Origin of the sequence: Cellvibrio mixtus subsp. mixtus J3-8, from assembly GCF_000766945.1 — a bacterium.
In the GTDB taxonomy this organism is placed as follows: Bacteria; Pseudomonadota; Gammaproteobacteria; order Pseudomonadales; family Cellvibrionaceae; genus Cellvibrio; species Cellvibrio mixtus_A.
This window is the reverse complement of sequence record NZ_KN266208.1, coordinates 589,275-611,452: the sequence shown is the minus strand read 5'-3', so window position 1 is coordinate 611,452 and position 22,178 is coordinate 589,275. Positions and strand designations below refer to the sequence as shown.

Sequence of the window (22,178 nt, the reverse complement as noted above, 5' to 3'; positions counted from 1 at the left end):
AATAAAAACAATTGGTTAGTTTTTTTTGATAGGCTCTTATTTCTTTTTGTTATTTCGAACGGTTACAGGTTGGTATCAAATTTGTTACTGCGGGGTAGCGAAAGTAACAGTTTTTTTACGGTAACACTCTCGTGGTTCGGGGTAACAGTCTGGCGTTAAAGTAACTATGTTTGGCACATTTTTTAGTAAATGTGTCACTCCCAATAAAAATCCCCGCTGCTTGAGGCATAGCGGGGATTTTTTTGATAGCGAAATGTTAAGAGGCTTATTTGGCGGCGGAGGCAGCTGCAGAAACTTTGGTGCGAGGAATGCCAAGCCGTTGACGGCGCTCCCACAAGCATTTGCGGCTCACGCCAAGCTTACGGGCCAGTTCAGTTTCACTCATGGTGTCCTGATGTTCGAGCACAAAACGCTGGAAGTAGTCTTCCAGTGATAAATCCTCCGTGGCTTCCTGGCGGCTGCTCCGTCCGGCAAGGCGTGGTGCTTCGATCAGTGAAGTACCGGTGTTGTCATCCAGGTCGCGCGCATCCATGTCAATTGAGAGCAGGTGATCGCCAATCTCGGTGCTGTCTTCGCACAAGATGACCGCACGCTGCATGGCATTTTCCAGCTCGCGTACGTTTCCGGGCCAGTTATAACTCATGATGGCATCCATCGCAGCCGATGACAGTTTGAGCTGCGGTTTGCCAAATTGACCACAGTAACGCTGTAATAGGGATTCAGCGATATTGATGATATCGCGGCCACGCTCACGCAGTGGCGGTAGCTCCAGTTGGACTACGTTAATACGGAAATATAAGTCTTCGCGAAATTTCCCCTCTTTGGAGAGCTTGCGCAGGTCGCGGTGGGTTGCGGCGACAAGGCGTACATCGACTTTGCGCGACTCTACGGAACCCAGGGGGCGAACTTCGCCTTCCTGCAGTACACGCAACAGGCGCGCTTGCGCTTCAAGTGGTAATTCACCGATTTCATCCAGGAATAAGGTGCCACCGTCAGCGGCAGCAACCAATCCTTCGCGATTGTTAGCGGCACCGGTGAATGCGCCTTTTTCGTACCCGAACAATTCGGACTCAATCAATGTGTCGGGAATTGCCGCGCAGTTAACCGAGATCATCAGGTGATTGTTGCGATTGCTTTCTTCATGGAGGGCGCGGGCCACCAATTCCTTACCTGTGCCGGTTTCACCATGAATCAATACGGTGGCATTGGTTGGAGCTACTTTGTGGATGCGGTTATATAGATCCTGCATGACATCGCTGGCGCCAATCATGCCTGCAATTGCGCTGCTGGCCGCCTGGCTTGATGGAGCTGCCTTATTGGCAGCCTTGGCTTTGCCAATAACGCGTTTGACGGCGTTGACCATTTCGTCGTGATCGAAAGGTTTGGCAATATAGTCCACCGCGCCCATGCGCATAGAGTCTACCGCCGAGCGCAAGCTCGCATAGCTGGTCATAATAAGTACCGGCGTATCGCCCGCGAGCTTGATCAAATCTGTACCCGGTGCGCCCGGTAGCCGTAGATCACTGACGATCAAGTCAAAATCCTTCAACTGGAATTTTGAAGTAGCCTCTTTGACCGACGGGGCCTCACTGACCTCGTACTGGTTACGCTCCAGCAGCTTGCGCAGGGCGTTGCGGATGATGGTCTCGTCTTCAACAATCAGAATCTTGCTCATAGCTATCCGGGTCTTGCATGTTGGTGTTACTGATCTGGCCCGATGCAAAAATTTGCTCCGGGTCGCGAGTTATATATCTAGGCGTCCATGAAAACATCAAGGTGACGCGGCAATGTTATTACGAATTTTGCGCCGCGATTGTGAACCGGATCGGCGGGACTAATGATGTCCATATGGCCACTGTGGTCTTCAATGATGCTGTAGACCATGGCCAAACCTAAACCCGTACCTTCACCCGGTTCTTTGGTGGTGAAGAAAGGTTCAAGAATCCGCTCGATCAGCTCGGGAGGGATACCATGCCCCTCATCGGTAACAGAAACTGTTACCGAATCCTCATCTTCGTTACTTTCAAGCATAACACGCCCTTGCTCCGGGCTGGCATCCCGCGCGTTAGATAAAAGATTTATAAAAACCTGAATAATGCGTTGCGCGTCGCCAGCGATGATGGCGGTTTTGGGAATATCATTGCAGAAAAGGACCTGATTTTTCTCTTTTTGCAGCGATAGCAAATGAATTGCCTCGTTGGCACAGTCACGAATGGAAACAGCTTCAAACTCGGTCTTACTGGCATGGCCGGCGTGGGAGAAGCTCACCAGCGATTGCACAATACGGCCCACACGGTCGGTTTGGCTGAGGATTTGCTCGGCGGTTTCCAGTACTTCTTTGGGGTCACTGGAGTCATATTTAAGGTTTTGCGCCAGGCAAGCGATACCGGTGATAGGGTTGCCAATTTCATGGGCAACCCCCGCAGCTAGCCGGCCTACTGAGGCGAGGCGCTCTGAATGTACCAGTTCCTGCTCCAGCAATTGGGTTTCGGTAACATCTTCCAGCAACATCACCTGATCGTACACTCCCGCAGTAATAGGGCCCTCAATGTTGGCTTTGTGCAGGCTTATCCAATGTGGGCGATTATTCAGTTCGATCTCGCGGCGATAAAAATGGGGCTCTTTGCTCTGGCTGAAGTCTATTAGCAGGCTGCACCAGGGTTCAGGTATGTCTTCCAGGTAAGAACCGGTCACATCTTCGGTCGGAATCCGGGTCAGGTTGGCCATCGCCCGGTTCCACATCAGCACTTCCATATCGCGCCCTAATGAACAAACTGCCATGGGCAATTCTTCCAGGGTTTTGCGATGGTAGAGGCGCAGGGTGTTCAGTTCTGCCGCCATACCGGTCAGGTGGTCCCGGTATTGGGCCAGCCTGTTTTCAATCAGGTTGATATCTACCGTACTTTGGGTTTCTGCTGTCACATGGGGAATATATTTATCCATGATTTCGCTCGCCACATGGATACCCATCAAGCTGGAGAGGTTTCCTTCGATCTGGTCGCGCAAGCGGCGTAATGCATAAGGCCGGCGCTCATCAATGGTGAGATTGAGCTCTTGCAGGGCAATATCCACCTCGCGGCTGGCGGTGACCTTACCCAAAGGCTTGGCAAGGCGATGTTTGAATTCGGAGGCGGAGTGAACATCCAGCGCCTGGCGGACGGGGTGGCTTAGCTCATCGGCGGCGCAGACTTCGGCGCTGTATTGCTCGTCATCCGATTGGCGGGTAAGCAGGGAAATAACTACGAAGAAAAAGGTGTTAAGGCCCAGCGAAATCAGCGTTACATGGTTCCAATATTCAATCCCTACCGGAATATTCAGGTTGCCGAGCGGTAGATGAATGTATTCGATGCCGGTCAGGATCGGCAGTAGTAAACCCAATCCCCAAATAGTGGTACCTACCGACAAGCCGGCAATCAGGCCGCGTTTGTTGCCCTTGCTCCAAAATACAATGGCAAAGGTGGCTGGCAGGAATTGCAGTGTTTCGATAAATGCTGTCATCGCCAGGTGTGCGAGGCTGAAACGGTTGTCCAGCACCCAATAGAATACATAGCCACCGGCAAAAATCGCTCCGATCAATACGCGCCGCAACCAGATCAACTGGCTATAGAGATCCGAGCGGGTGCGCAGCTTGAGGCTGGGTAGCAGCCAGTGGTTCATCACCATAGTGGCCAGGGCCAGGGAGATGATGACCATGGCGCCGGTGGCCGCCGATAAACCGCCCAGGAATGCCAGTAAGGTGAGGCCGGGCGAGCCAAACAAAATGGGAACGCCGAGTGAATAATACTGGGGTGGCAAGGGAACGGAGAGTTCTGTACCGGCCCAGAGAATCGGGAAAATGGGCAATGCCATTAATAATAAGAAAAGAGGAAAGGCCCAAGTGACGGTGTGCGAGTTGCGCATCAGTGGGTTTTCCGCCAATCCCAAATGGAAAATGTGCGGCATGGTGACTGCTGTCGCCACAAATACCAGCAAGAGTGTATGGGCTGAATCGGTATGGATCGGGGTATGAAGCAGTGCCAGGTTTTCCGGGTGATCCAGCAGCCATTGGTCCAAACCGTCAAGGCCATCGAATACACCATATACCGCAACCAGGCCAACGGCGCACAGTGCACACACTTTTAGCAATGATTCAAACGCCATCGCGGTAATAAGGCCGCGATGTTGGTCGCGATTGGCGCCGAATGAAATAGTAAAGAACGCCAGGATGGCGCAATAACACAGCGCCATGATGTCCTTAAATGTCAGGCCGGTTTCCAGTGGTAGTGATGGATTACTGCTTACTGTCAGGATATGCATGGTGTCGGCAATTGCCTGAATCTGCAGGGCAAGTAGTGGCAAAATCCCGCAGAGCATACACAGTGTGGTTAGTGCGCCAACACTATGGCTGTGGTAGCGGAATACCAGCAAATCCGCCAATGAGTGCACTTGATGGCGGCGCGCCAGTTCCGCTAGTGGTGCCAGTGCGACGGGCGCGAACAGGAAGAGTGCGCCAGTTCCCAAGTAGTAGGCGAGAGCTCCATAGCCATATTGGAAGGCAAGGTCGATTACCCCGTAAAACGCCCAGGCACTGGCAAAGATACCCAGCGACAAAATATAGGTGATAGGGTGGGAGGTGACGGATTCGGGAATCCAGCCGCGTTCGGTAATCCAGGCGATGCCAAATAACAGCAGCAGGTAACCGATTCCGATGAGTGCAACTTGGCTCAGGTCAAAAGTCATTGTGGCGTTCTTATGGGTGTCATTATCAGGTGATCATCAAATACGTATCGGCTAATCGAGATCATTGTATTTCTTGCGGCGTAACTGCATCGCGAATGCGATACCGATCACCAGAATCCACACGATATAAGGCCTGTACCAGGCGCCTTCCGGGTTGATAATCCAATTAAACAGGGTTGGGGAAAATATGTAGGCGATTAGCAGCAGTAAGATGACCAGGCGTTGATTGTTCATGAGCTGTGCTTCCAGAGTGGCGCCGCAGCGCAACCGGGTTGATGTTATTGTTTTAAGGCCTGTTTATTGCCGCTGTATTGTTAGTTATCGCTGTACAGGTGACTTTGGCCTGTAATCTTGTCCCTGCGCCAATAATGCAATCCCCAGTCCAGAATTTCATTGGTTGAAGCACCCGCCAAATCAGGGGGCGGATTTTGCCCTAAAAACTCTAGCCCACGCCACAGGTTCCTGCTTGCATCTTTGATCTCAATGGCGCGCGCGTGATTTTGTTTGCTCAATTTTTGCCCGTTTGCCTGCACGGCCAAAGGGACATGGCCATAGATGGGCAAAGGCGCACCCAGCAATCCGAAGAAAAATAGCTGGCGAGCGGTGACTTCCAGTAAATCATTGCCCCGAATGATATGGGTGATGCCTTGCGCTATATCATCCACCACAACGGCAAGTTGATAAGCGTAGAAGCCATCGCGCCGTCTCAGGATCTGATCACCTGCGTCCGTGCGCAAATTTTGTGCTTGGAAGCCCTGAATCAGGTCATGGAAATGACACTCATCGCTGCCCGGGTAATCCTTGGTATCGTAAAGCTTAAGGCGCAGGGCGTGTGGCAGAGATAGATCCACTGATCTGTAGCGGCAGCGACCATTATAAATTCCCCCCATTGCGCTTAGATCCTGGCGTGAACAATCGCATGGGTAAACCCGGTCGTGTGCAAGCAGATCATCCAGGCAGTCTTGATATGCGTCGTGGCGCTTACTCTGATACATCACATCGCCATCCCACTCCAACCCATGGCCCTCAAGGCTGCGCAGGATTACATCGGCGGCACCGGGTTGTTCTCGTGGTGGGTCCAGATCTTCCATTCGCACCAGCCACTGGCCTCGATGGGCCTTGGCATCGAGGTAACTTGCCAGGGCGGTAACCAGCGAGCCGAAATGCAAGGGGCCAGAGGGCGAAGGCGCAAATCTGCCAATGTAAGGGCTGTTTTTTGATGTAACGGGGGAGTGTGGTGCGGCGGGCATATCAGTGAGGTGGGAAAGCCCACCTCCGGAATCGACGGTATTAACCGCCGATTTGCTTTTCTTTGATTTCTGCAAGGGTTTTGCAATCCACGCAGAGTGTTGCAGTCGGGCGGGCTTCCAGGCGGCGAATACCAATTTCTACACCGCAGGCATCGCAATAACCGTAATCGTCGTTTTCGATCAGCTCAAGGGTGCTGTCAATTTTCTTGATCAACTTGCGCTCGCGGTCGCGGGTACGCAGCTCGAGGCTGAATTCTTCTTCCTGGCTGGCGCGGTCAGCTGGGTCGGGGAAGTTAGCCGCTTCGTCTTTCATGTGGCTCACGGTGCGGTCTACTTCTTCCATCAATTCTGAACGCCAGTTCAGCAGCAGATTTCTAAAATGCAGCTTCTGGTTATCGTTCATGTAGTCTTCACCCTTTTTCTCCACATAGGGAGTAAAAGGACGCAGCGCAAAGGTTTCAGTAGAGGGGGATTTTTTCGCCATAATGTGTAGCGCCTCGTAAGACTTCCTGGATCGTCATTCACTGCCCTTATTAGGTGGGCAGAATTAGAAGGGGGAGCAAGCTATCAGATAACAAATGGGAGTGCTAGCGTTTTTTCACGGCTATCTTATTGAAAACTGGTGATAACTCCCGGTTTGCCTAAACGCCCGAGGGCGATCAACCACAAACAAAAACTATAGCCCCAAAATGGCGCGTTTGTGGTTCAATTTGTCATTCGATTGTCATTTTATCCCGTTCCTTCAATCCAGATTCTGAAAGTGGCTTATGGTTCCCTTGTTTTCCGCGCTATTGCGCAAGCGCTACAAACGTTTCCTTGCGGATATTTCTCTGTCCGATGGGAGTGAGCTGACGATCCATTGCCCAAATACAGGCTCCATGAAAAATTGTGTGATTGCCGATAGTCCGTGTTGGTATTCGGTGAGTGATAGCAAGACCCGTAAATATCCCCAAACATTGGAGGTGGTGAGTACGCCGGGCGGATACCTTGCAGGCATCAATACAGCGCGCGCCAATATTTTGGTAGAGCACGCAATTGCAAATGGCGTTATTGCGGAATTACAAGGTTATGCATTGCTAAAACGCGAAGTCGTTTATGGTGAAGAAAAATCGCGCATTGATTTTTTGTTGGCAAATCGCCTGGATGATGCTCGCGCTTGTTACGTCGAAGTTAAAAATGTAACGCTCATGGAAGCTGATGGCGAAGGTTTTTTCCCCGATGCAATCAGCCAGCGCGGCAGTAAACATTTACGTGAATTAATGACAATGGTGCGACAAGGGCAGCGCGCCGTTTTATTATTTTGTGTGCAACATACCGGAATTAAAACAGTGCGCCCCGCTGATCACATTGATGTGTTGTATGGTGCAACATTGCGCGAAGCAAAGGCGGCCGGTGTTGAAGTGATTGCTTATGCGGCAGACATTTTGCCGCAACAAAATCACATCGCACTGGCTCATGCATTGCCTGTTGAAATGTGATGGCTATTTATTTTTATTTAGCGCATTTTTTTGTACCGGAATTAACGACGGCAACTGCTCCCAAAATTAATACTGTTGCACTGAATTCCGGCCAGCCGGGTGCTTCGCCCAGAATTACTATTCCTGAAATAACACCCACTAATGGTGTGATCAGCGATGAAAGTGAAGAAACGCTAACCGGTACCAAACTGACCAGGCGTACCCAGGCCCAATAACAAAACATAAACGCAATAAACACGTTGTATACCAATCCCCATAGCACCATTGTCGAAGGTGTTTTTTGTGGCAAACCATCAAAAAAAAATGCGGCAATTAACACAGGAATACTCGCCAGTAATAACAGCCAGCCGGTCAATGCGACGCTATTCATCGGGATTTGCCAGCGTTTCATTAACACAGTTCCGGTCGCCCAGCTCCAGGCTGCAACAATCATCAGTCCCGCACCGATTAACAATTGATGATTAAATGGACCGCCAAACCAGCTTAATAACGATTCGCTCATTAAGGCCGCTATACCGCCCACACCTAATAGCAGGGCGATACCTACACGTGTGGTGAATTTGTCGTTCAGTATCCAGATGGAAAGCAGTACCGCCCAAATCGGCATGGTGTAACCCAATAATGCCGAGCGGCCTGCAGGTAAGAAACTTAATCCGTAAGTGGCAAATACATTCCAGCCAATAATATTTAACAGCGTGACCCACACTATTTTTTTGACGTAGCCTTTGGGTATGCGCAATGAAAGGCCCGATACGCGTGCGAGTCCGAGAATGCCAAAACCGCCCAACATTAAACAAAAACCGCGAAAACTCAGTGGGGGAATTTCAGCAATAATAAATTTCATAATGGGCCAATTAATGCCCCATCCAATAGCTAAACCAATTAATAACAAAATGCCTTCAGCGGAAAGGCGAGGGGAGGTCTGGGGCATGAGTACATCACTTGGAAGGAAATGAAATTAAATCAAAAAATGTAGCGGGCTTTACTGTAAAGCCCGCTTTTACTCATTTGTCGGAAAAAAATTACGATACAACGATCGATAATTAGTTACTTGGCCTTGGATTTTGGTGGAAACTGTTGCAGTAGCTGCGTAAAGCTTTCACTGAGTTTATGTTCAGCTTTCAATGAAAAATTAATGAGTGGTATTCCTTCTGCGGTGCCACGCCAAATCAAAGTATTGGATTTTGTCTGGGTAACATCGATAACGATTACTCCCTCCTGTTTACCTTTGCCCAGAATTTGGCCGGTACCAAGGCCAACACTACCGTGGCGACCAACAGGCATTCCAATACCAATGCCGATACTGGTATTACCGCCGCTACTTTCGCGTGAAAAAACCTGCAGGTCCAGCAATACATCGGGGGCTTTATCCGCAGCGACAAAACCCTGGGTGCGCAATTGGTTATCGGCCAGACGTTGCAGGAGATCTTTATCGGTTCCACCAATATCCACCGTCACTGAACGCCATTGGTAGGTTTTCAAGCCGTTAAATTCCGTGCCGGATTTAAAATCATCGCTATAGCGGATTTGAGTACAGGCTCCCAGTAGCATTAACGTAGTAATTGCTAATAAACGGGAAATATTCAGCATCATGAATTTGTCCTCCGGGTATGGTAGAAGAATTATACCCCAGAGTTGACCCGCGTATGGGCACAGAGTTTGCAAACCTGGTGGAACTGGCGCAGACTGCGCCCGCTTTTTTTTACATTGATCCGGGAGTTGATTGTGGATTTTTTATTGATTATCAAGGCAATTGTGTTAGGTGTGGTGGAAGGTCTTACCGAGTTTTTACCAATTTCCAGTACCGGGCATTTGATTGTGGTTGCGGACCTGATTAACTTCCATAACGATGGTCGCGTATTTGAAATTGCGATCCAACTAGGCGCTATATTGGCGGTAGTTGTGGAATATCGGCAGCGATTTACCCGTGTGGCCTTAGGGATGTTTAACGATTCGCAAGCCCAGCGATTTATTATCAATTTGTTGATTGCCTTTCTGCCCGCAGCAATTTTTGGCGTACTGTTTATCTCTATTATCAAAACCTATTTATTCAACCCGCTGAGTGTAGCAACGATGTTGATTCTTGGCGGTATCGTGATTCTCTGGGCAGAACGCCGTACACATCAGGTACGCGTACACAATGTTGATGATATGAGTTGGAAAGATGCGTTAAAAGTGGGGTTGTTCCAGGTGGTATCCATGGTGCCGGGTACTTCGCGTTCCGGTGCAACCATTATCGGCGGTTTGTTTATCGGCCTGGATCGCAAAGTCGCTGCCGAGTTTTCATTTTTCCTCGCAGTGCCAACGATGTTTGCAGCAACGTTTTATGATATCTACAAGCATCGCGACTTGCTGCATGCCAGTGATTTACCGATGTTTGCAGCAGGATTTATCACTGCATTCTTTGCCGCGTGGCTGGCGGTGAGAACACTGGTGCGTTTTGTCGCTAACCACACCTATGAAATTTTTGCCTGGTATCGCATCGCGTTCGGCCTGGTGATTTTGGCAACGGCATACACGGGTATGGTTAGCTGGAGTGGTGTTGAATAATTAGCTGGAGCGGTGCTGAATAGATTGGTTGCTAGTGAATAAACTTCACGACGCTGGTATCTTTCTCGCGACTTTTACCAGCCTCGTGTAATTTTTGCAGATACTCACCCCAGAGCTTCTCCTGGTTTTTCCCCAGATCGTAAAAATAACTCCAGGTAAAAATGCCACTGTCGTGCCCATCGCTAAAAATCAATTTGAGGGCATAGTTGCCGGCGCGTTCAACACCGGTTATAGCAACGTCTTTCTTCCCGAACTGCAACACTTCCTGCCCGGGACCATGGCCCTTCACTTCTGCACTGGGTGAATAAACGCGCAAAAATTCGGCGGGCAATAAAAATTGCTCGCCACCAAAATGCAACTCAAGTTGTTGCGATTGTTTATGCAGCTTGATTTTGCTGGGAGTTAATGTGGTAGCTGTGCTCATCAGAGAATGTACCGGCTCAAATCTTCATTTTTTGCCAGCTCTCCCAAGTGTTTATCAACGTAATCCGCATTGATTTCAACACTGTTATTACCATTGCCCGCATCAAAAGAAACGTCTTCAAGCAAGCGCTCAAGGATAGTATGCAAACGGCGGGCGCCGATATTTTCAGTTCGCTCATTCACATCAAAAGCGGTTTCTGCAATGCGGCGAATACCATCGTTAGAGAAAGAAACTTCAACACCTTCCGTTTTAAGCAGTGCTTGTTGTTGTTCAGTCAGCGATGCTTTTGGCTCAGTGAGGATGCGTTCAAAATCATCCGGTGTTAAGGCTTGCAATTCCACCCGAATGGGCAAACGGCCTTGCAGCTCCGGAATCAAATCGGATGGCTTGCTCAAATGAAATGCGCCTGACGTGATAAACAAAATGTGATCGGTTTTAATCATGCCGTGTTTGGTCGTTACAGTGCAGCCTTCAATTAGCGGCAGCAAATCGCGCTGTACACCTTCGCGCGATACATCCGCGCCGCTCACATTGCCACGGCGTGCCACTTTATCGATCTCATCGATAAACACAATGCCATTTTGTTCCGCAGCTTCAATCGCCTGGGTTTTGATATCGTCTTCACTCACCAGTTTTGCCGCTTCTTCATCCTGTAATTGTTTGAAGGCTTTTTTAACGGTGGTTTTGATTTTTTTTGTTTTGTCACGCCCTAGTGATGAAAACATACTTTGCAATTGATTGGTCATTTCTTCCATGCCGGGCGGGGCCATAATTTCCACACCTACACCAGGAGCGGCCAAATCAATTTCAATTTCTTTGTCATCCAATTCGCCTTCGCGCAATTTTTTGCGGAAGATCTGGCGAGTGCCGGATTCGTGTTTGCTTTCTTCAGTGGATAAATCGCGTGCCGGTGGCAACAATGCATCCAGGATACGATCCTCTGCTGCTTCAGCCGCGCGATGTTGGACGGATTTTACTGCTTGCTCGCGGCGCATTTTAATAGCGACATCGACGAGGTCGCGAATAATGGATTCCACATCGCGGCCGACATAACCGACTTCCGTAAACTTGGTCGCTTCCACTTTAATAAACGGTGCGTTGGCCAATTTTGCCAAACGGCGGGCGATTTCGGTTTTACCAACACCGGTCGGGCCGATCATCAGAATATTTTTCGGGGTGATTTCATTGCGCATATCGGCGGGCACTTGCATGCGGCGCCAGCGATTGCGCAAGGCAATGGCGACGGCGCGCTTGGCATTTTGTTGGCCGACAATATGTTTATCCAATTCATGCACGATTTCGCGCGGGGTCATAGAAGACATAAAAAACTCTTTAATTTCTTTGTGCATTGGTAGCCATTTTGGTGAGGCGCTGTGTGCCCCACCAAAATGGCGGGCTAATATAAAAATTAATAATCGAGCACTTCAATGGTGTGGTTCTGGTTGGTGAACACGCAAATATCGCCAGCGATTTTCAAACCTTTTTCAACAATATTGCGCGCATCGAGCGATGTATTTTCCAGTAATGCACGTGCAGCGGCTTGCGCGTAGTTGCCGCCGGAACCAATCGCAATTAAATCATCTTCGGGTTGGATCACATCGCCATTGCCGGTAATGATTAACGAAGCTTCTTTATCGGCAACAGCCAGTAAGGCTTCCAGGCGGCGCAAGCTGCGGTCCGTTCGCCAGTCTTTGGCGAGTTCAACAGCGGCACGCGTTAGTTGGCCGTTATGGGCTTCGAGTTTGGCTTCAAAGCGTTCGAATAACGTAAACGCATCGGCAGTGCCGCCGGCGAATCCGGCGAGCACCTGGTTTTTGTACAAACGACGCACCTTGCGCGCGTTGCCTTTCATGACGGTATTGCCAAGGGATACCTGGCCGTCGCCACCAATTACCACCTGGCCTTCGCGGCGAACAGAAAGAATCGTAGTCACAGGACTTCCTTTAAAGAATAAATACAAACACATGCGGGACATGTGCTGTGCGGTATCGCAACAGGAATTATCGAAATGGGGATCGACACCGGTTTTTCAAGCGGTATCGATTGCGGATTGGCTTACGCCATTACTTGGCTTTGGCGCGTTTGAGGACGAGTGCGTTGTACTCATTTTTGACGAGTTGTGAGCGCGCGCTGGTCAATGCATTTTGGTTATCAAAAGGACCGACAACGACACGATGCCAGATTTCACCTTTGCGGATTTCCACTTTTTCGATACCCGCATCAAGGTTCAGCAGGATCAGTTGCGCGCGTAATTTGTCGGCATCTTCTGCTTTGGGGAATGAGCCCACCTGGATCAGGTATTCAATCCCTGCTTCCTGCTGTGCCGGTTTCTCTTCACTGGTAGCTTCGCTGGCAGGAACAATCGTTTCGCTTTCTTGCAGTAATTTGTAGAAATCAAAACGTGGTTTGGGGGTTTTGTTTTCAATTACTTTTGGTTTGGGCTCTTCCTTGGGGGCCGGTGCTTCTACCGGATTTTTAATAAAGTAGTAGCTTGCCGCAAATGCACCCAGCACCAGGCCTGCAATAAACCACAGCCATGCAGGTGTTTGCCCTCCGCTATTGCTGCCGTTGCGTTTGGCCGGTGCGCGGCCTTTTTTGGCGAAATCTCTACTCATGGATATTTACATAATCGGTTGGCTAAAAAATAAGGGCGCGATTGTAAAGGGAATGGCTATTGCCGTCACTAAGCTCTATTCCTCAATTGCTATAGCCCAATCACTAACCCATCTCTTGCGGGTCGACATCAATTGACCAGCGTACCGCTTTGGCAAGCGGACTGGCCTCAAGTTTCATCGCTAATTCCGTTAGCAATTGTTGCAAGGGCTTGCGTTGCGCGCTGTTGATTTGCAATTGATAGCGAAAACGGTCGCCGCGCTTCTCCATCAATGCTGGCAAGGGGCCGAGATAACTGAGTGCCGGGGTTGCGGGCGATAATATTTCTGCTTGTTGGCGTGCGTAGGTCAGAAAGTCAGTCGCCTTTTGGGGAAATTTGCTTTCGGCACGAACCAGTGCGAGTTGGCGATAAGGGGGCAGGGCAGTCAGTTGGCGCTCCTGCAAAATCAAATCAGCTAATGCGTGGTAACCGCGCGTAACCAAAGTCTGTACCAGCGGATGATCGGTATGGTGGCTCTGCAATATGACTCGCCCCGGTTTTTCGGCGCGCCCGGCGCGCCCGGCAACTTGTAAAAGCAATTGGCCCATGCGTTCGGGGCCGCGGAAATCCGTGCTGAATAAACCGGCATCGGCATCGATAATGACCACCAGCGTTACATCGGCAAAGTGGTGGCCTTTGGCGAGCATCTGTGTTCCAACGAGGATGCAGGGTTCGCCGGTATGAACATCTTCCAGTAATTTTTGCATTGCATTTTTATTGCGCGTGGAATCGCGGTCCACACGAATAATTTTTTGCCCCGGAAATAATTGCTGCAGCACGATTTCACTGCGCTCGGTTCCCTGGCCGATGGGTTGTAAATGGCTGGAATTGCAGTGCGGGCAGCGGCGCGGCAATGCGCGCTGGTGATCACAATGATGGCAATGTAAATGGCGCGGGGTTTGGTGCACGGTCATGCGTGCATCGCAAAAATGACAGTTCGCCAGCCAGCCGCAATCGTGGCATTCCAATGTCGGTGCATAACCGCGGCGGTTGAGAAAAACCAGCACCTGGTTTCCGCGTGCGAGGGTTTCGCTAATAGCATCAATGCTGGCTTGGGCAAAACCGTCGTGGAGTATTTCGCCGCGAATATCCAGCAACTGGATTTCCGGTGGCCTGGCACTGCCCGCACGAGCTTTAAGTTGCAAATGTTGGGAGCGACCTTGCAATGCATTGTGCAAGGTTTCCAGCGAGGGCGTTGCCGAGCCGAGAATCAGGGGAATGTTCAAGCGGTGCGCACGTACGGCGGCGAGGTCACGCGCTGAATAACGGAAGCCATCCTGTTGCTTGAATGAACCATCGTGCTCTTCATCAATAATGATAATTCCCAGTGATTGGAAGGGCGTAAACAGCGCCGAGCGAGTCCCGATTACGATGCGGGCAATACCCGCACGTGCTTGCAGCCATGCCTCCAGCCTCTCTTTATCATTTAACCCTGAATGTAATGCGGCAACCGGAACAGCAAAGCGCCGCTGGAAGCGCTGGATGGTTTGCGGGGTAAGGCCAATTTCAGGGACCAGCACTAATGCTTGTTTGCCTTGTTGGAGGCACTGTTCAATCGCTTGCAAATAAATTTCGGTTTTGCCGCTACCGGTGGCGCCGTCGAGTAGCCAGGTTTTAAAGCCGGTAAAGTCGATCTGTTCAAATGCTTGTTGTTGTTCATCACTCAGGGGGAGTGGCGGTTCCCGCAATAATTGGAGGGCGGGATTTTGTGTTGATATCACCAGCTCTTCGATTCTTACCAAGCCTTTATCGATCAGGTTTTTGGCAATGGCGCGGGGTATTTCCAGTAAATCCAGATCTGCCCGTGTTAACTGCGGGGTCTTTTGTAGTGCTGCCAGTAATTCGGCTTGTTTGCGTGCGCGTTTGAGGGCGCCTTCGGGCAAGCCTTTGCCTTCAGTGGTCAATACAAAAACAGGTTCGCCTTTTAATCGCGCCGGTTCACCCTGTCGCAAGAGGACGGGTAAAGCAGTTTGCAGAGCCTCGCCTAAAGGGGATTGATAATAGTCAGCGGCCCATCGGCAAAGCTCGAGTAGTTCAGTGTCCAGTACAGGGTGGTGATCGATAAAACCCAGCGCGGGGCGCAGCTTGGCAGGTTGGTAAGAACTAACTGATTTAACCGCGAGCAATACCCCGATGAGCTCCTGGTGGCCAAACGGAACCTTGATCAGGGTGCCAGCTTGCATTGAATCCAGTGCATCGAGGGGAAAATCAATCGGCGGTAAATAGTCGAAATTGCGCCTTAGGGGGACCGGAAGGGCAATTTCAAGCAATCGTGGTTCGAGCATCGTTGATAGAGTTCTGATTAGGCAGCGTTTTAGTGGAAGGATAACCCATATCGTCTCGACAAAGCAGGGAGTCAAATTGACGCTTTAGTGGCAGAAACATCATATGGGTGATGATTTTTTAGGCAAAACCATGCTTTGCGGTTGCGCTCGCATTTTTTTCTGATAGTATCGCCGCTCTTCAAAAACAGCCGTTTTTTTTAACCTATGTGCGGTGCCAGGCAATTGACCCGGTGGCGGCACAGCTTACGAAGGCATTCATCATGAAAGCAGACATTCATCCAAATTACGTTGAAGTTGCTGTTAACTGCAGCTGCGGCAACAACTTCACTACCCGTTCAACCCTGGGTAAATCTTTCCACGTAGACGTGTGCGGCCAATGCCACCCTTTCTACACTGGCAAGCAAAAAATCGTTGATACCGGTGGTCGTATTGACCGCTTCACCAAGCGTTTCGGCAGCCGCATCGGTGGCGCCAAGAAATAATTGGTGTGTCTTGCAGCTTAAGCTGACACGACAATCACTAAAAACGCCGGCGAGTTTACTCGCCGGCGTTTTTTTATGCCTGTTGACCTCTGCGCCTGTATTGGCCGAGTGCGGCCATCCCGAAACTGCACCTATTCGCGTTGCGAAGGTGCAGGATGGCGATACATTGAAGCTCAGTGATGGTCGCTCGGTGCGTGTGTTGGGGATGAACGCGCCGGAGATTGCCATCGGTCAAAAACGCGGCCAACCCATGGGGCAGGAATCACTGGCAAAAGCGCGCCAATTTATCGCCAGCGCTGGCGGCGAAGTTCGTTTGGGGTTTGATACTGAAAGGCGCGACCACTACGGGCGTTGGCTGGCGCATGTGTACGATAAATCAGGGCGCAGCCTTGCCGCCGAACAAATTCGCGCTGGCATGGCATTTCAAATCAGTGTTCCCCCTAATCGTGCGCAAGAATCCTGCCTCTCTTCAATTGAATCGCGTGCGCGCAAAAATCCATCCGGTGTTTGGCGTAACCCTTATTGGGGAGGATTTCAATCTGCGTCTTTACTGGTGGGCGATACCGGTTTTCGCCTCGTGCGCGGCAAGGTAACTCGTGTCGATGTGAATTCGGCGGTGTGGATTGAGTTTGATGGCGAACTGGTTGCGCAGATCAAAAAGTCTGATTGGCAGGCGTTCGGGCGTAAGGATTGGCAGGTGCTGGTGGGCAAAACAGTGGAAGTGCGTGGATGGATTACTGCTCGGAAAAACAAGGGTGGCCAAAGTGGCAAACGCCAGTTTAAGTCGTTGGTGATGGGGGTGCGCACTCCTTCATCCCTGAAGGTTATCGATTAGCTTACTCAAAAAATCTCTAGCGTTAGAAAATCTCTTCCGGCAGGGTGACTTGCTCGCTGGTTTCATGGCCTGCGGCAGATGTACGGCCGGTATCTTCCCCTAAAAATACTTCAAAGATGGCGTCCGGATCACCAGGCATAGCCGGTTTTCCGGTATCCGGATTGATGCGCACGGTAACAATGCCTTCAGGCTGGCGTGGTAACTGATCTGGTAATCCTTCCAGGGCGGTGCGCATAAAGTCGATCCAGATCGGCAGCGCTGCAGAGCTACCGAACTCTTTTCTACCCAATAATGTGTTCGCATCAAAACCTACCCACACGGTGGTAGTGATATTAGGGTTGTAGCCAGAAAACCATGTGTCGCGCGGACCGTTGGTAGTGCCGGTTTTACCGGCGAGATCCTTGCGCCCCAATTGTTTCGCTTGGCGGCCAGTGCCTTTATCCACTACGTCGCGCAGCATCGAGTCGATCAGGTAGGCGATACGGGCATCAATAATTCGCTTGGCAACATTGGTGTTGGCATCATTCGTGGATGGAAGGTTGCTCTCGCATTCTTTACAAACTCTTTTGGGGGTGGCTTCGTAAACAATCTTGCCGCTGTCTTCCTCAATTCGTGTGACCAGGTATGGATCAATTTTGAAGCCGCCGTTAGCGAAACTGGCATAGGCGGTCGCCATTTGCATGGGCGTTAATTCATGAGTACCCAATGCCAACGTCAGGTCGCGGGGGAAATCTTTGGGGTTGAAGCCAAATCTTGCCATGCTATCCAGCGCTGTTTGCATGCCAATACTGCGCAGTAAGCGGATCGAAACCAGATTTCGCGAACGATACAATGCCTGGCGCAGACGCATAGGGCCAGAGAATTTGCCATCGTCATTCTCCGGGCGCCAGGCTATGCCAGTGCTGGTATTTTCGATGACGATTGGGGCATCGTTAATAATTGATGCAGGTGTAAATCCATTTTCCAGGGCGGCGGTATACAGCAAGGGTTTGAAGCTGGACCCGGGCTGGCGAGCTCCTTGAGTGGCGCGATTGTAATGACTTTGGTTGAAGTCGAAACCACCGACTAATGAGCGAATGGCGCCATCCATTGGGTCGAGTGAAACCAGTGCAGCCTGAATGGCGGGAACCTGGCTGAAGTGCCATTGGTCGTCATTATCTTTTGCAAGCCGCACTACGTCGCCGGGCTTCAAAAAATCGCGCGCACTATTATAAGTCGCGCCGCGGCTGTCTTCGGTAATGTAGGGGCGTACATTGGACAGGCCTTGTTCCCAGCCGAGGTCAACAAAATCCCCATTGCTCATAATGACTTTGACTGTTTTGTCGGCAACATCTACGACAGCGGCAGGCTCAAGGCCTCCGAGGACCGGGATTGTCTGCAGTTCATCTTGCCAATCCGAAAGATCAGATTCTTGCGATGGGTTTAGTTTTCGCTCCGGGCCGCGGTAACCGTGGCGTTTGTCGTAATCCATTAGTCCCTTGAGGATTGCTGCCTGGGCTGTCGCTTGTGCAGCGCTATCGACAGTAGTGTAAACACGATACCCCTGCACGTAAGCTTTGTCGCCAAAACGATCAAGTACTTCCTGGCGTGCCATTTCTGCAATATAAGGTGCTTGCACATCCAGTGTTGTACCGTGATAGCTGGCCGTGTTGGGTTCATTGATTGCTGCTTCATAGGTGACGCGATCAATATGTTTTAACTCATACATGCGCCCGATAATCCAGTTGCGGCGGATCATCGCGCGTTTGAGGTTCGCAAGCGGGTTATAGGCTGAAGGTGCTTTAAGTACACCGACGATCATGGCGTATTGGGCGACGCTTAAATCCTTAATATCCTTGCCATAATAGATTTGGGCAGCCGCTTGTAAACCGTAGGCACGGTTCCCAAAGAACATTTTATTATTGAATAATTCCAGGATTTCTTCCTTGGTGAATTTTCTTTCAATTTCAATGGATAAGAGAATTTCGTTAAACTTGCGTGAGAAGATTTGCTGGCGAGTGAGAAAGAAATCACGTGCCAACTGTTGAGTAATAGTACTTCCACCCGATTGGATGGCGCCGGACTTTAGAATTTGTGATGCGGCGCGCAACATGCCTTTTAGAGAAACCCCATGATGCTCGAAGAACTCTGCATCTTCGGCGGAGAGGAGAGCTTTTATATAAAGGGGCGGGATCTGATCGTAGGTGAGTGGAGTGCGACGTTGTTCGCCAAATTCACCAATAAGTTTGCCGTCGCTTGAATAAACCCGTAACGGGGTCTGTAATTTAACCTCCCTCAAGGATTCAACCGAAGGTAATTTGGGGCTGAGATAGAGATAAAGGCCTGCAAATGTCACCAGGGTAACACTGGTACCAGCCAGTAACAGCCAAAAAATAATGCCGAACAAGGATTTTTTACTAAACATTTTTTCTATGTGAATTAATGGGTTAGCGAATTCGCAGGAAGAGGCGCGCATTATACGGGCTTTTTTGCCTGTTTACATATTCATCGGTTTGTTGCAGGCTTAAGTTAAAGTGCTATAACATAAACAACGTCTAAGTTACGGATATAGATAGAAAAATGGGCATTTTAAGTTTCCTCGAAAAGAAGGCAAAGCCGGTGATCGGGCTGGATATCAGCTCCACATCGGTGAAATTGCTTGAACTCAGCCGTAGCGGTGATCGCTATCGTGTTGAGTCCTATACCGTAAAAGCGCTTCCCCCTAATGCGGTAGTAGAAAAAAATATTGCTGATCCGGTGGCGGTAGCGGAAGTGATTCGCTCAATGGTCAAGCAGTCCAAAACCAAATTAAAGCATGCTGCGGTAGCCGTTGCAGGTTCGGCGGTGATCACCAAAATGATCGATATGCCGGCGGATTTGAATGATGATGCTATGGAAAGCCAGATTGCCGCTGAAGCTGACCAATATATTCCTTTCCCACTTGAAGAGGTGGCGCTGGACTTTGAAGTCCAGGGGATTTCACCGCGCAATCCTGACCAGGTTGAAGTGTTGCTCGCTGCTTGTCGTCGTGAGAATGTCGAAGTGCGTGAGCAGGTGTTGGCAGATTCAGATTTAATAGCTGAAAAGGTCGATATTGAAGCCTATTGCATGGAACGTGCTTTTGAGCTGATTGCCGAGCAATTGGAGGATCAGGAAGGGCAGGTTGTTGCGATTATTGATATAGGCGCAACCATGACAACACTGAGTGTGTTAGTTGATGGCAAAACAGTGTATACCCGTGAACAGTTGTTCGGTGGACGTCAGCTTACTGAGGAAATCCAGCGACGTTATGGCTTGTCACGCGAAGAGGCCGGACTTGCCAAAAAACAAGGCGGTTTGCCGGATGATTATGAAATGGAAGTATTAACGCCATTTAAAGATGCCGTCGTCCAACAAGTTACCCGCTCCCTCCAGTTTTTCTTTTCTGCAAGTCAATACAACGATGTTGACTACATCATCCTTGCCGGCGGTGTTGCTTCGCTTGAGGGATTGGTGGGGTTGATTGAGGAAAAGCTGGGAACCCAAACCGTTGTAGCAAACCCTTTTGCGCGAATGTCAGTGTCGTCCAGGGTCAATGCAGTTTCTTTAGCTAATGATGCGCCAGCGTTAATGATTGTTACCGGTTTGGCAATGAGGAGTTTTGACTAATGGCCAAAATTAACTTATTGCCCTGGCGTCAAGTCTATCGCGAGGAAAAGAAGCGCGAGTTTTTAGGCATTATCGCCGGTGTTGGGCTTGTTGCGGCGTTTGCTGCTTATCTATGGGTGTCCAGTGTTCAATCCGCTATTGAAAACCAGAATGCACGTAACCAGCTCTTGGACCAGGAAATTAAAAAGCTGGATGCGCAAGTAAAAGAAATTAGCGAAATCAAGAAAGTGCGCGATGATTTGTTGGCGCGCATCAAAGTTATTACCGACCTTGAAGGAACTCGCCCCGTTATTGTTCGTTATTTTGATGAACTGGCAAGAGCGATTCCGGATGGTGTGTGGGTAAATTCGGTAGAGCGTAAGGGCAATGTCGTCACCATTGCAGGCGTTGCTGAGTCATATAACCGTGTTGCCAGTTTTATGCGTAACCTGGAGGCATCGGACTGGTATGCATCGCCAAATCTGTCTTCTGTACAAGCGGCACAGGATGAGGGAGAGGATGCAAGCACATTTAAAATGACGGTAGAAACTTCTGCTCCTGTAGATCCTGCTGCTGAAGCGGCCAAAACCGCAGGAGGGGCAAAATAATGTCATTCCAGGATACTCTCGAACAACTAAAAGATTTTGACGTAAACAATATCGATTTTGAAAAAATCGGTGTATGGCCTTTACCTGCCAAAGTGTTTGTGTGCCTGTTGTTGGTGGCGCTTATTTTTATCGCAACTTATTACGTAAAAATTAGCGATTTAAATTTGGAATTGGAATCTGTTGCTGCGCAGGAAAAAACACTTCGAACCACTTTTGAAAAGCGTAGTTTTGAAGCGGCCAATCTGGATGCATATAAAGCGCAAATGGAAGAGATGAAAGTCACTTTCGAATCGTTGCTTTCCCGCCTGCCTGCTAAAACAGAGGTGCCGGGGTTGCTTGAAGATATTGGTACACGCGGAACAGAGAGCGGTTTGACCAATGCGAACATAAACTTCCAGCCAGATGTTGTAGCTGAGTATTACATTGAGGTTCCCATCAGTATTTCGGTGGATGGCGGCTATCACGATATGGGCGGTTTTGTGAGTGGTGTTGCTGGTATGCCGCGTATTGTTACGTTACATGACTTCACAATAACGGCGGCTAAAGAAAGCCGGACGTTGAACATGAAAATATCAGCAAAAACATATCGCTATAAAGCACAGGAGGCCGCTGCTAAATGAAACGGTCTTTATTAATTGCACAAGTGTTTTGTGTATTGGCACTGGTTGGTTGTGGTCAATCTTCCCAGCAAGATTTAATCGATTTTATGGAAGAGACCAAGCGTCGTCCTAAAGGGCAGATTGAGCCTTTACCAACCTTTAGTCCATATCAACCTTTTGCGTACAGCGCGATGACTTTGCGTAGCCCTTTTGAAAAACCAATTCCAGTGGACGAGTCGGCTGCTAAAGGTGGGCGCGCTGTTGCCCCTGACTTGGCGCGTGAAAAAGAATTTCTTGAAGGATTCAATATTACTTCATTGAAAATGGTGGGCACTATTTTAAAAGGTGGTCAGTTATGGGCGCTGATCGATAATGGCGAAAATAGTGTTGTACCTGCAACTTTAGGTAATTACCTGGGGATGAATCATGGAAAAATTATTTCAGCCTCCTCATCACAAATTGAAGTGATGGAGATTGTTAGTGATGGTTCCAATGGTTGGGTTGAACGTCCCAGAATTATTAAATTAGAAGAGAAGGAATAAGCGGACATGTGTGCTCTATTCACTCCGGGGTTGAATATGCGTAAATTTGCTTTGGCACTGATTGGCGTAATCGCCTCCCCTTTCTTGTGGGCTAACACTCTCAAGACTATTGATTTTTCACAATTGCCAGGTGAGCGCTTTGAAGTG

General features: G+C 49.6%; 21 protein-coding genes. 8 read left to right on the top strand and 13 right to left on the bottom strand.

Annotated elements, in window-relative coordinates; all coding sequences use genetic code 11:
• Positions 1-265: 265 nt before the first annotated feature.
• The 5 genes from A596_RS13130 to dksA all read right to left on the bottom strand — a co-directional run bounded on the left by A596_RS13130 (position 266) and on the right by dksA (position 6,453).
• Positions 266-1,675, bottom strand: coding sequence for a sigma-54-dependent transcriptional regulator (locus A596_RS13130; protein WP_039915360.1), 1,410 nt, complete (start codon positions 1,673-1,675; stop codon positions 266-268).
• Positions 1,676-1,752: 77 nt separating this feature from the next.
• Positions 1,753-4,719 (bottom strand): ATP-binding protein, encoded by a 2,967-nt coding sequence (locus A596_RS13125; RefSeq protein ID WP_039915358.1) that lies wholly within the window; start codon positions 4,717-4,719, stop codon positions 1,753-1,755.
• A 51-nt stretch (positions 4,720-4,770) separates the two neighbouring features.
• On the bottom strand, positions 4,771-4,953 hold the full coding sequence (locus tag A596_RS13120) for a hypothetical protein (RefSeq protein ID WP_039915355.1): 183 nt from the start codon (positions 4,951-4,953) through the stop codon (positions 4,771-4,773).
• 80 nt (positions 4,954-5,033) lie between these two features.
• The gene (gene gluQRS / locus A596_RS13115; protein ID WP_235425721.1) at positions 5,034-6,044 is read right to left on the bottom strand and encodes a tRNA glutamyl-Q(34) synthetase GluQRS; all 1,011 of its coding nucleotides are present in this window, start codon (positions 6,042-6,044) and stop codon (positions 5,034-5,036) included.
• Complete coding sequence (dksA, locus tag A596_RS13110) at positions 6,010-6,453, bottom strand: RNA polymerase-binding protein DksA (RefSeq protein WP_039915350.1); 444 nt, start codon at positions 6,451-6,453, stop codon at positions 6,010-6,012. Before dksA ends, gluQRS begins: the two co-directional genes overlap by 35 nt.
• A gap of 283 nt (positions 6,454-6,736) precedes the next feature.
• On the opposite strand from dksA, the gene sfsA reads away from it, so the two are divergent.
• Positions 6,737-7,447: a DNA/RNA nuclease SfsA gene (gene sfsA, locus A596_RS13105; protein ID WP_039915347.1), complete on the top strand. Its 711-nt coding sequence runs from the start codon at positions 6,737-6,739 to the stop codon at positions 7,445-7,447.
• A gap of 13 nt (positions 7,448-7,460) precedes the next feature.
• On the opposite strand, the gene A596_RS13100 is transcribed toward sfsA, so the two are convergent.
• Together A596_RS13100 and A596_RS13095 are read right to left on the bottom strand one after the other, a co-directional pair.
• Positions 7,461-8,378 (bottom strand): DMT family transporter, encoded by a 918-nt coding sequence (locus A596_RS13100; RefSeq protein WP_039915345.1) that lies wholly within the window; start codon positions 8,376-8,378, stop codon positions 7,461-7,463.
• Positions 8,379-8,494: 116 nt separating this feature from the next.
• Positions 8,495-9,040 carry a DUF4136 domain-containing protein gene (locus A596_RS13095; protein ID WP_039915342.1) on the bottom strand — a complete coding sequence of 182 codons (546 nt, stop codon included), beginning with the start codon at positions 9,038-9,040 and terminating at the stop codon, positions 8,495-8,497.
• A gap of 132 nt (positions 9,041-9,172) precedes the next feature.
• Between A596_RS13095 and A596_RS13090 the strand changes: the two genes are divergently transcribed.
• Entirely contained in the window at positions 9,173-9,997 is an 825-nt protein-coding gene (locus A596_RS13090) for an undecaprenyl-diphosphate phosphatase (protein WP_039915680.1), read from the top strand.
• Positions 9,998-10,028: 31 nt separating this feature from the next.
• Here A596_RS13090 and A596_RS13085 read toward each other — a convergent pair whose 3' ends face one another.
• From A596_RS13085 to A596_RS13065, 5 genes are all read right to left on the bottom strand, one after another.
• A complete protein-coding gene (locus A596_RS13085) occupies positions 10,029-10,421 on the bottom strand; it encodes a gamma-butyrobetaine hydroxylase family protein (protein WP_039915339.1) in 393 nt (130 codons plus the stop codon).
• The gene (gene hslU / locus A596_RS13080) at positions 10,421-11,743 is read right to left on the bottom strand and encodes an ATP-dependent protease ATPase subunit HslU (protein WP_039915678.1); all 1,323 of its coding nucleotides are present in this window, start codon (positions 11,741-11,743) and stop codon (positions 10,421-10,423) included. The genes A596_RS13085 and hslU overlap by 1 nt, the downstream gene beginning before the upstream one ends.
• Before the next feature lie 86 nt (positions 11,744-11,829).
• Complete coding sequence (gene hslV / locus A596_RS13075) at positions 11,830-12,387, bottom strand: ATP-dependent protease subunit HslV (protein ID WP_200882925.1); 558 nt, start codon at positions 12,385-12,387, stop codon at positions 11,830-11,832.
• A gap of 97 nt (positions 12,388-12,484) precedes the next feature.
• Positions 12,485-13,036 carry an SPOR domain-containing protein gene (locus tag A596_RS13070; protein ID WP_039915334.1) on the bottom strand — a complete coding sequence of 184 codons (552 nt, stop codon included), beginning with the start codon at positions 13,034-13,036 and terminating at the stop codon, positions 12,485-12,487.
• A 103-nt stretch (positions 13,037-13,139) separates the two neighbouring features.
• Positions 13,140-15,359: a primosomal protein N' gene (locus A596_RS13065; protein WP_039915332.1), complete on the bottom strand. Its 2,220-nt coding sequence runs from the start codon at positions 15,357-15,359 to the stop codon at positions 13,140-13,142.
• Positions 15,360-15,619: 260 nt separating this feature from the next.
• Between A596_RS13065 and rpmE the strand changes: the two genes are divergently transcribed.
• Both rpmE and A596_RS13055 read left to right on the top strand, forming a co-directional pair.
• Complete coding sequence (gene rpmE, locus A596_RS13060) at positions 15,620-15,841, top strand: 50S ribosomal protein L31 (protein WP_039915328.1); 222 nt, start codon at positions 15,620-15,622, stop codon at positions 15,839-15,841.
• Positions 15,842-15,851: 10 nt separating this feature from the next.
• The gene (locus A596_RS13055) at positions 15,852-16,676 is read left to right on the top strand and encodes a thermonuclease family protein (RefSeq protein WP_039915326.1); all 825 of its coding nucleotides are present in this window, start codon (positions 15,852-15,854) and stop codon (positions 16,674-16,676) included.
• A 22-nt stretch (positions 16,677-16,698) separates the two neighbouring features.
• Here the strand turns inward: A596_RS13055 and A596_RS13050 are convergent, their stop codons facing one another.
• The gene (locus A596_RS13050; RefSeq protein WP_052417480.1) at positions 16,699-19,131 is read right to left on the bottom strand and encodes a penicillin-binding protein 1A; all 2,433 of its coding nucleotides are present in this window, start codon (positions 19,129-19,131) and stop codon (positions 16,699-16,701) included.
• Positions 19,132-19,235: 104 nt separating this feature from the next.
• Between A596_RS13050 and A596_RS13045 the strand changes: the two genes are divergently transcribed.
• Genes A596_RS13045 through A596_RS13030 form a run of 4 tightly spaced genes read left to right on the top strand, consistent with a single transcriptional unit; the run spans position 19,236 to position 22,031 of the window.
• A complete protein-coding gene (locus A596_RS13045) occupies positions 19,236-20,303 on the top strand; it encodes a pilus assembly protein PilM (protein ID WP_039915322.1) in 1,068 nt (355 codons plus the stop codon).
• Positions 20,303-20,890: a PilN domain-containing protein gene (locus tag A596_RS13040; RefSeq protein WP_039915320.1), complete on the top strand. Its 588-nt coding sequence runs from the start codon at positions 20,303-20,305 to the stop codon at positions 20,888-20,890. Before A596_RS13045 ends, A596_RS13040 begins: the two co-directional genes overlap by 1 nt.
• Entirely contained in the window at positions 20,890-21,510 is a 621-nt protein-coding gene (locus A596_RS13035; protein WP_039915318.1) for a type IV pilus inner membrane component PilO, read from the top strand. The genes A596_RS13040 and A596_RS13035 overlap by 1 nt, the downstream gene beginning before the upstream one ends.
• Positions 21,507-22,031, top strand: a complete 525-nt coding sequence (locus tag A596_RS13030; RefSeq protein ID WP_039915316.1) for a pilus assembly protein PilP — start codon at positions 21,507-21,509, stop codon at positions 22,029-22,031. Before A596_RS13035 ends, A596_RS13030 begins: the two co-directional genes overlap by 4 nt.
• Positions 22,032-22,178: the final 147 nt, after the last annotated feature.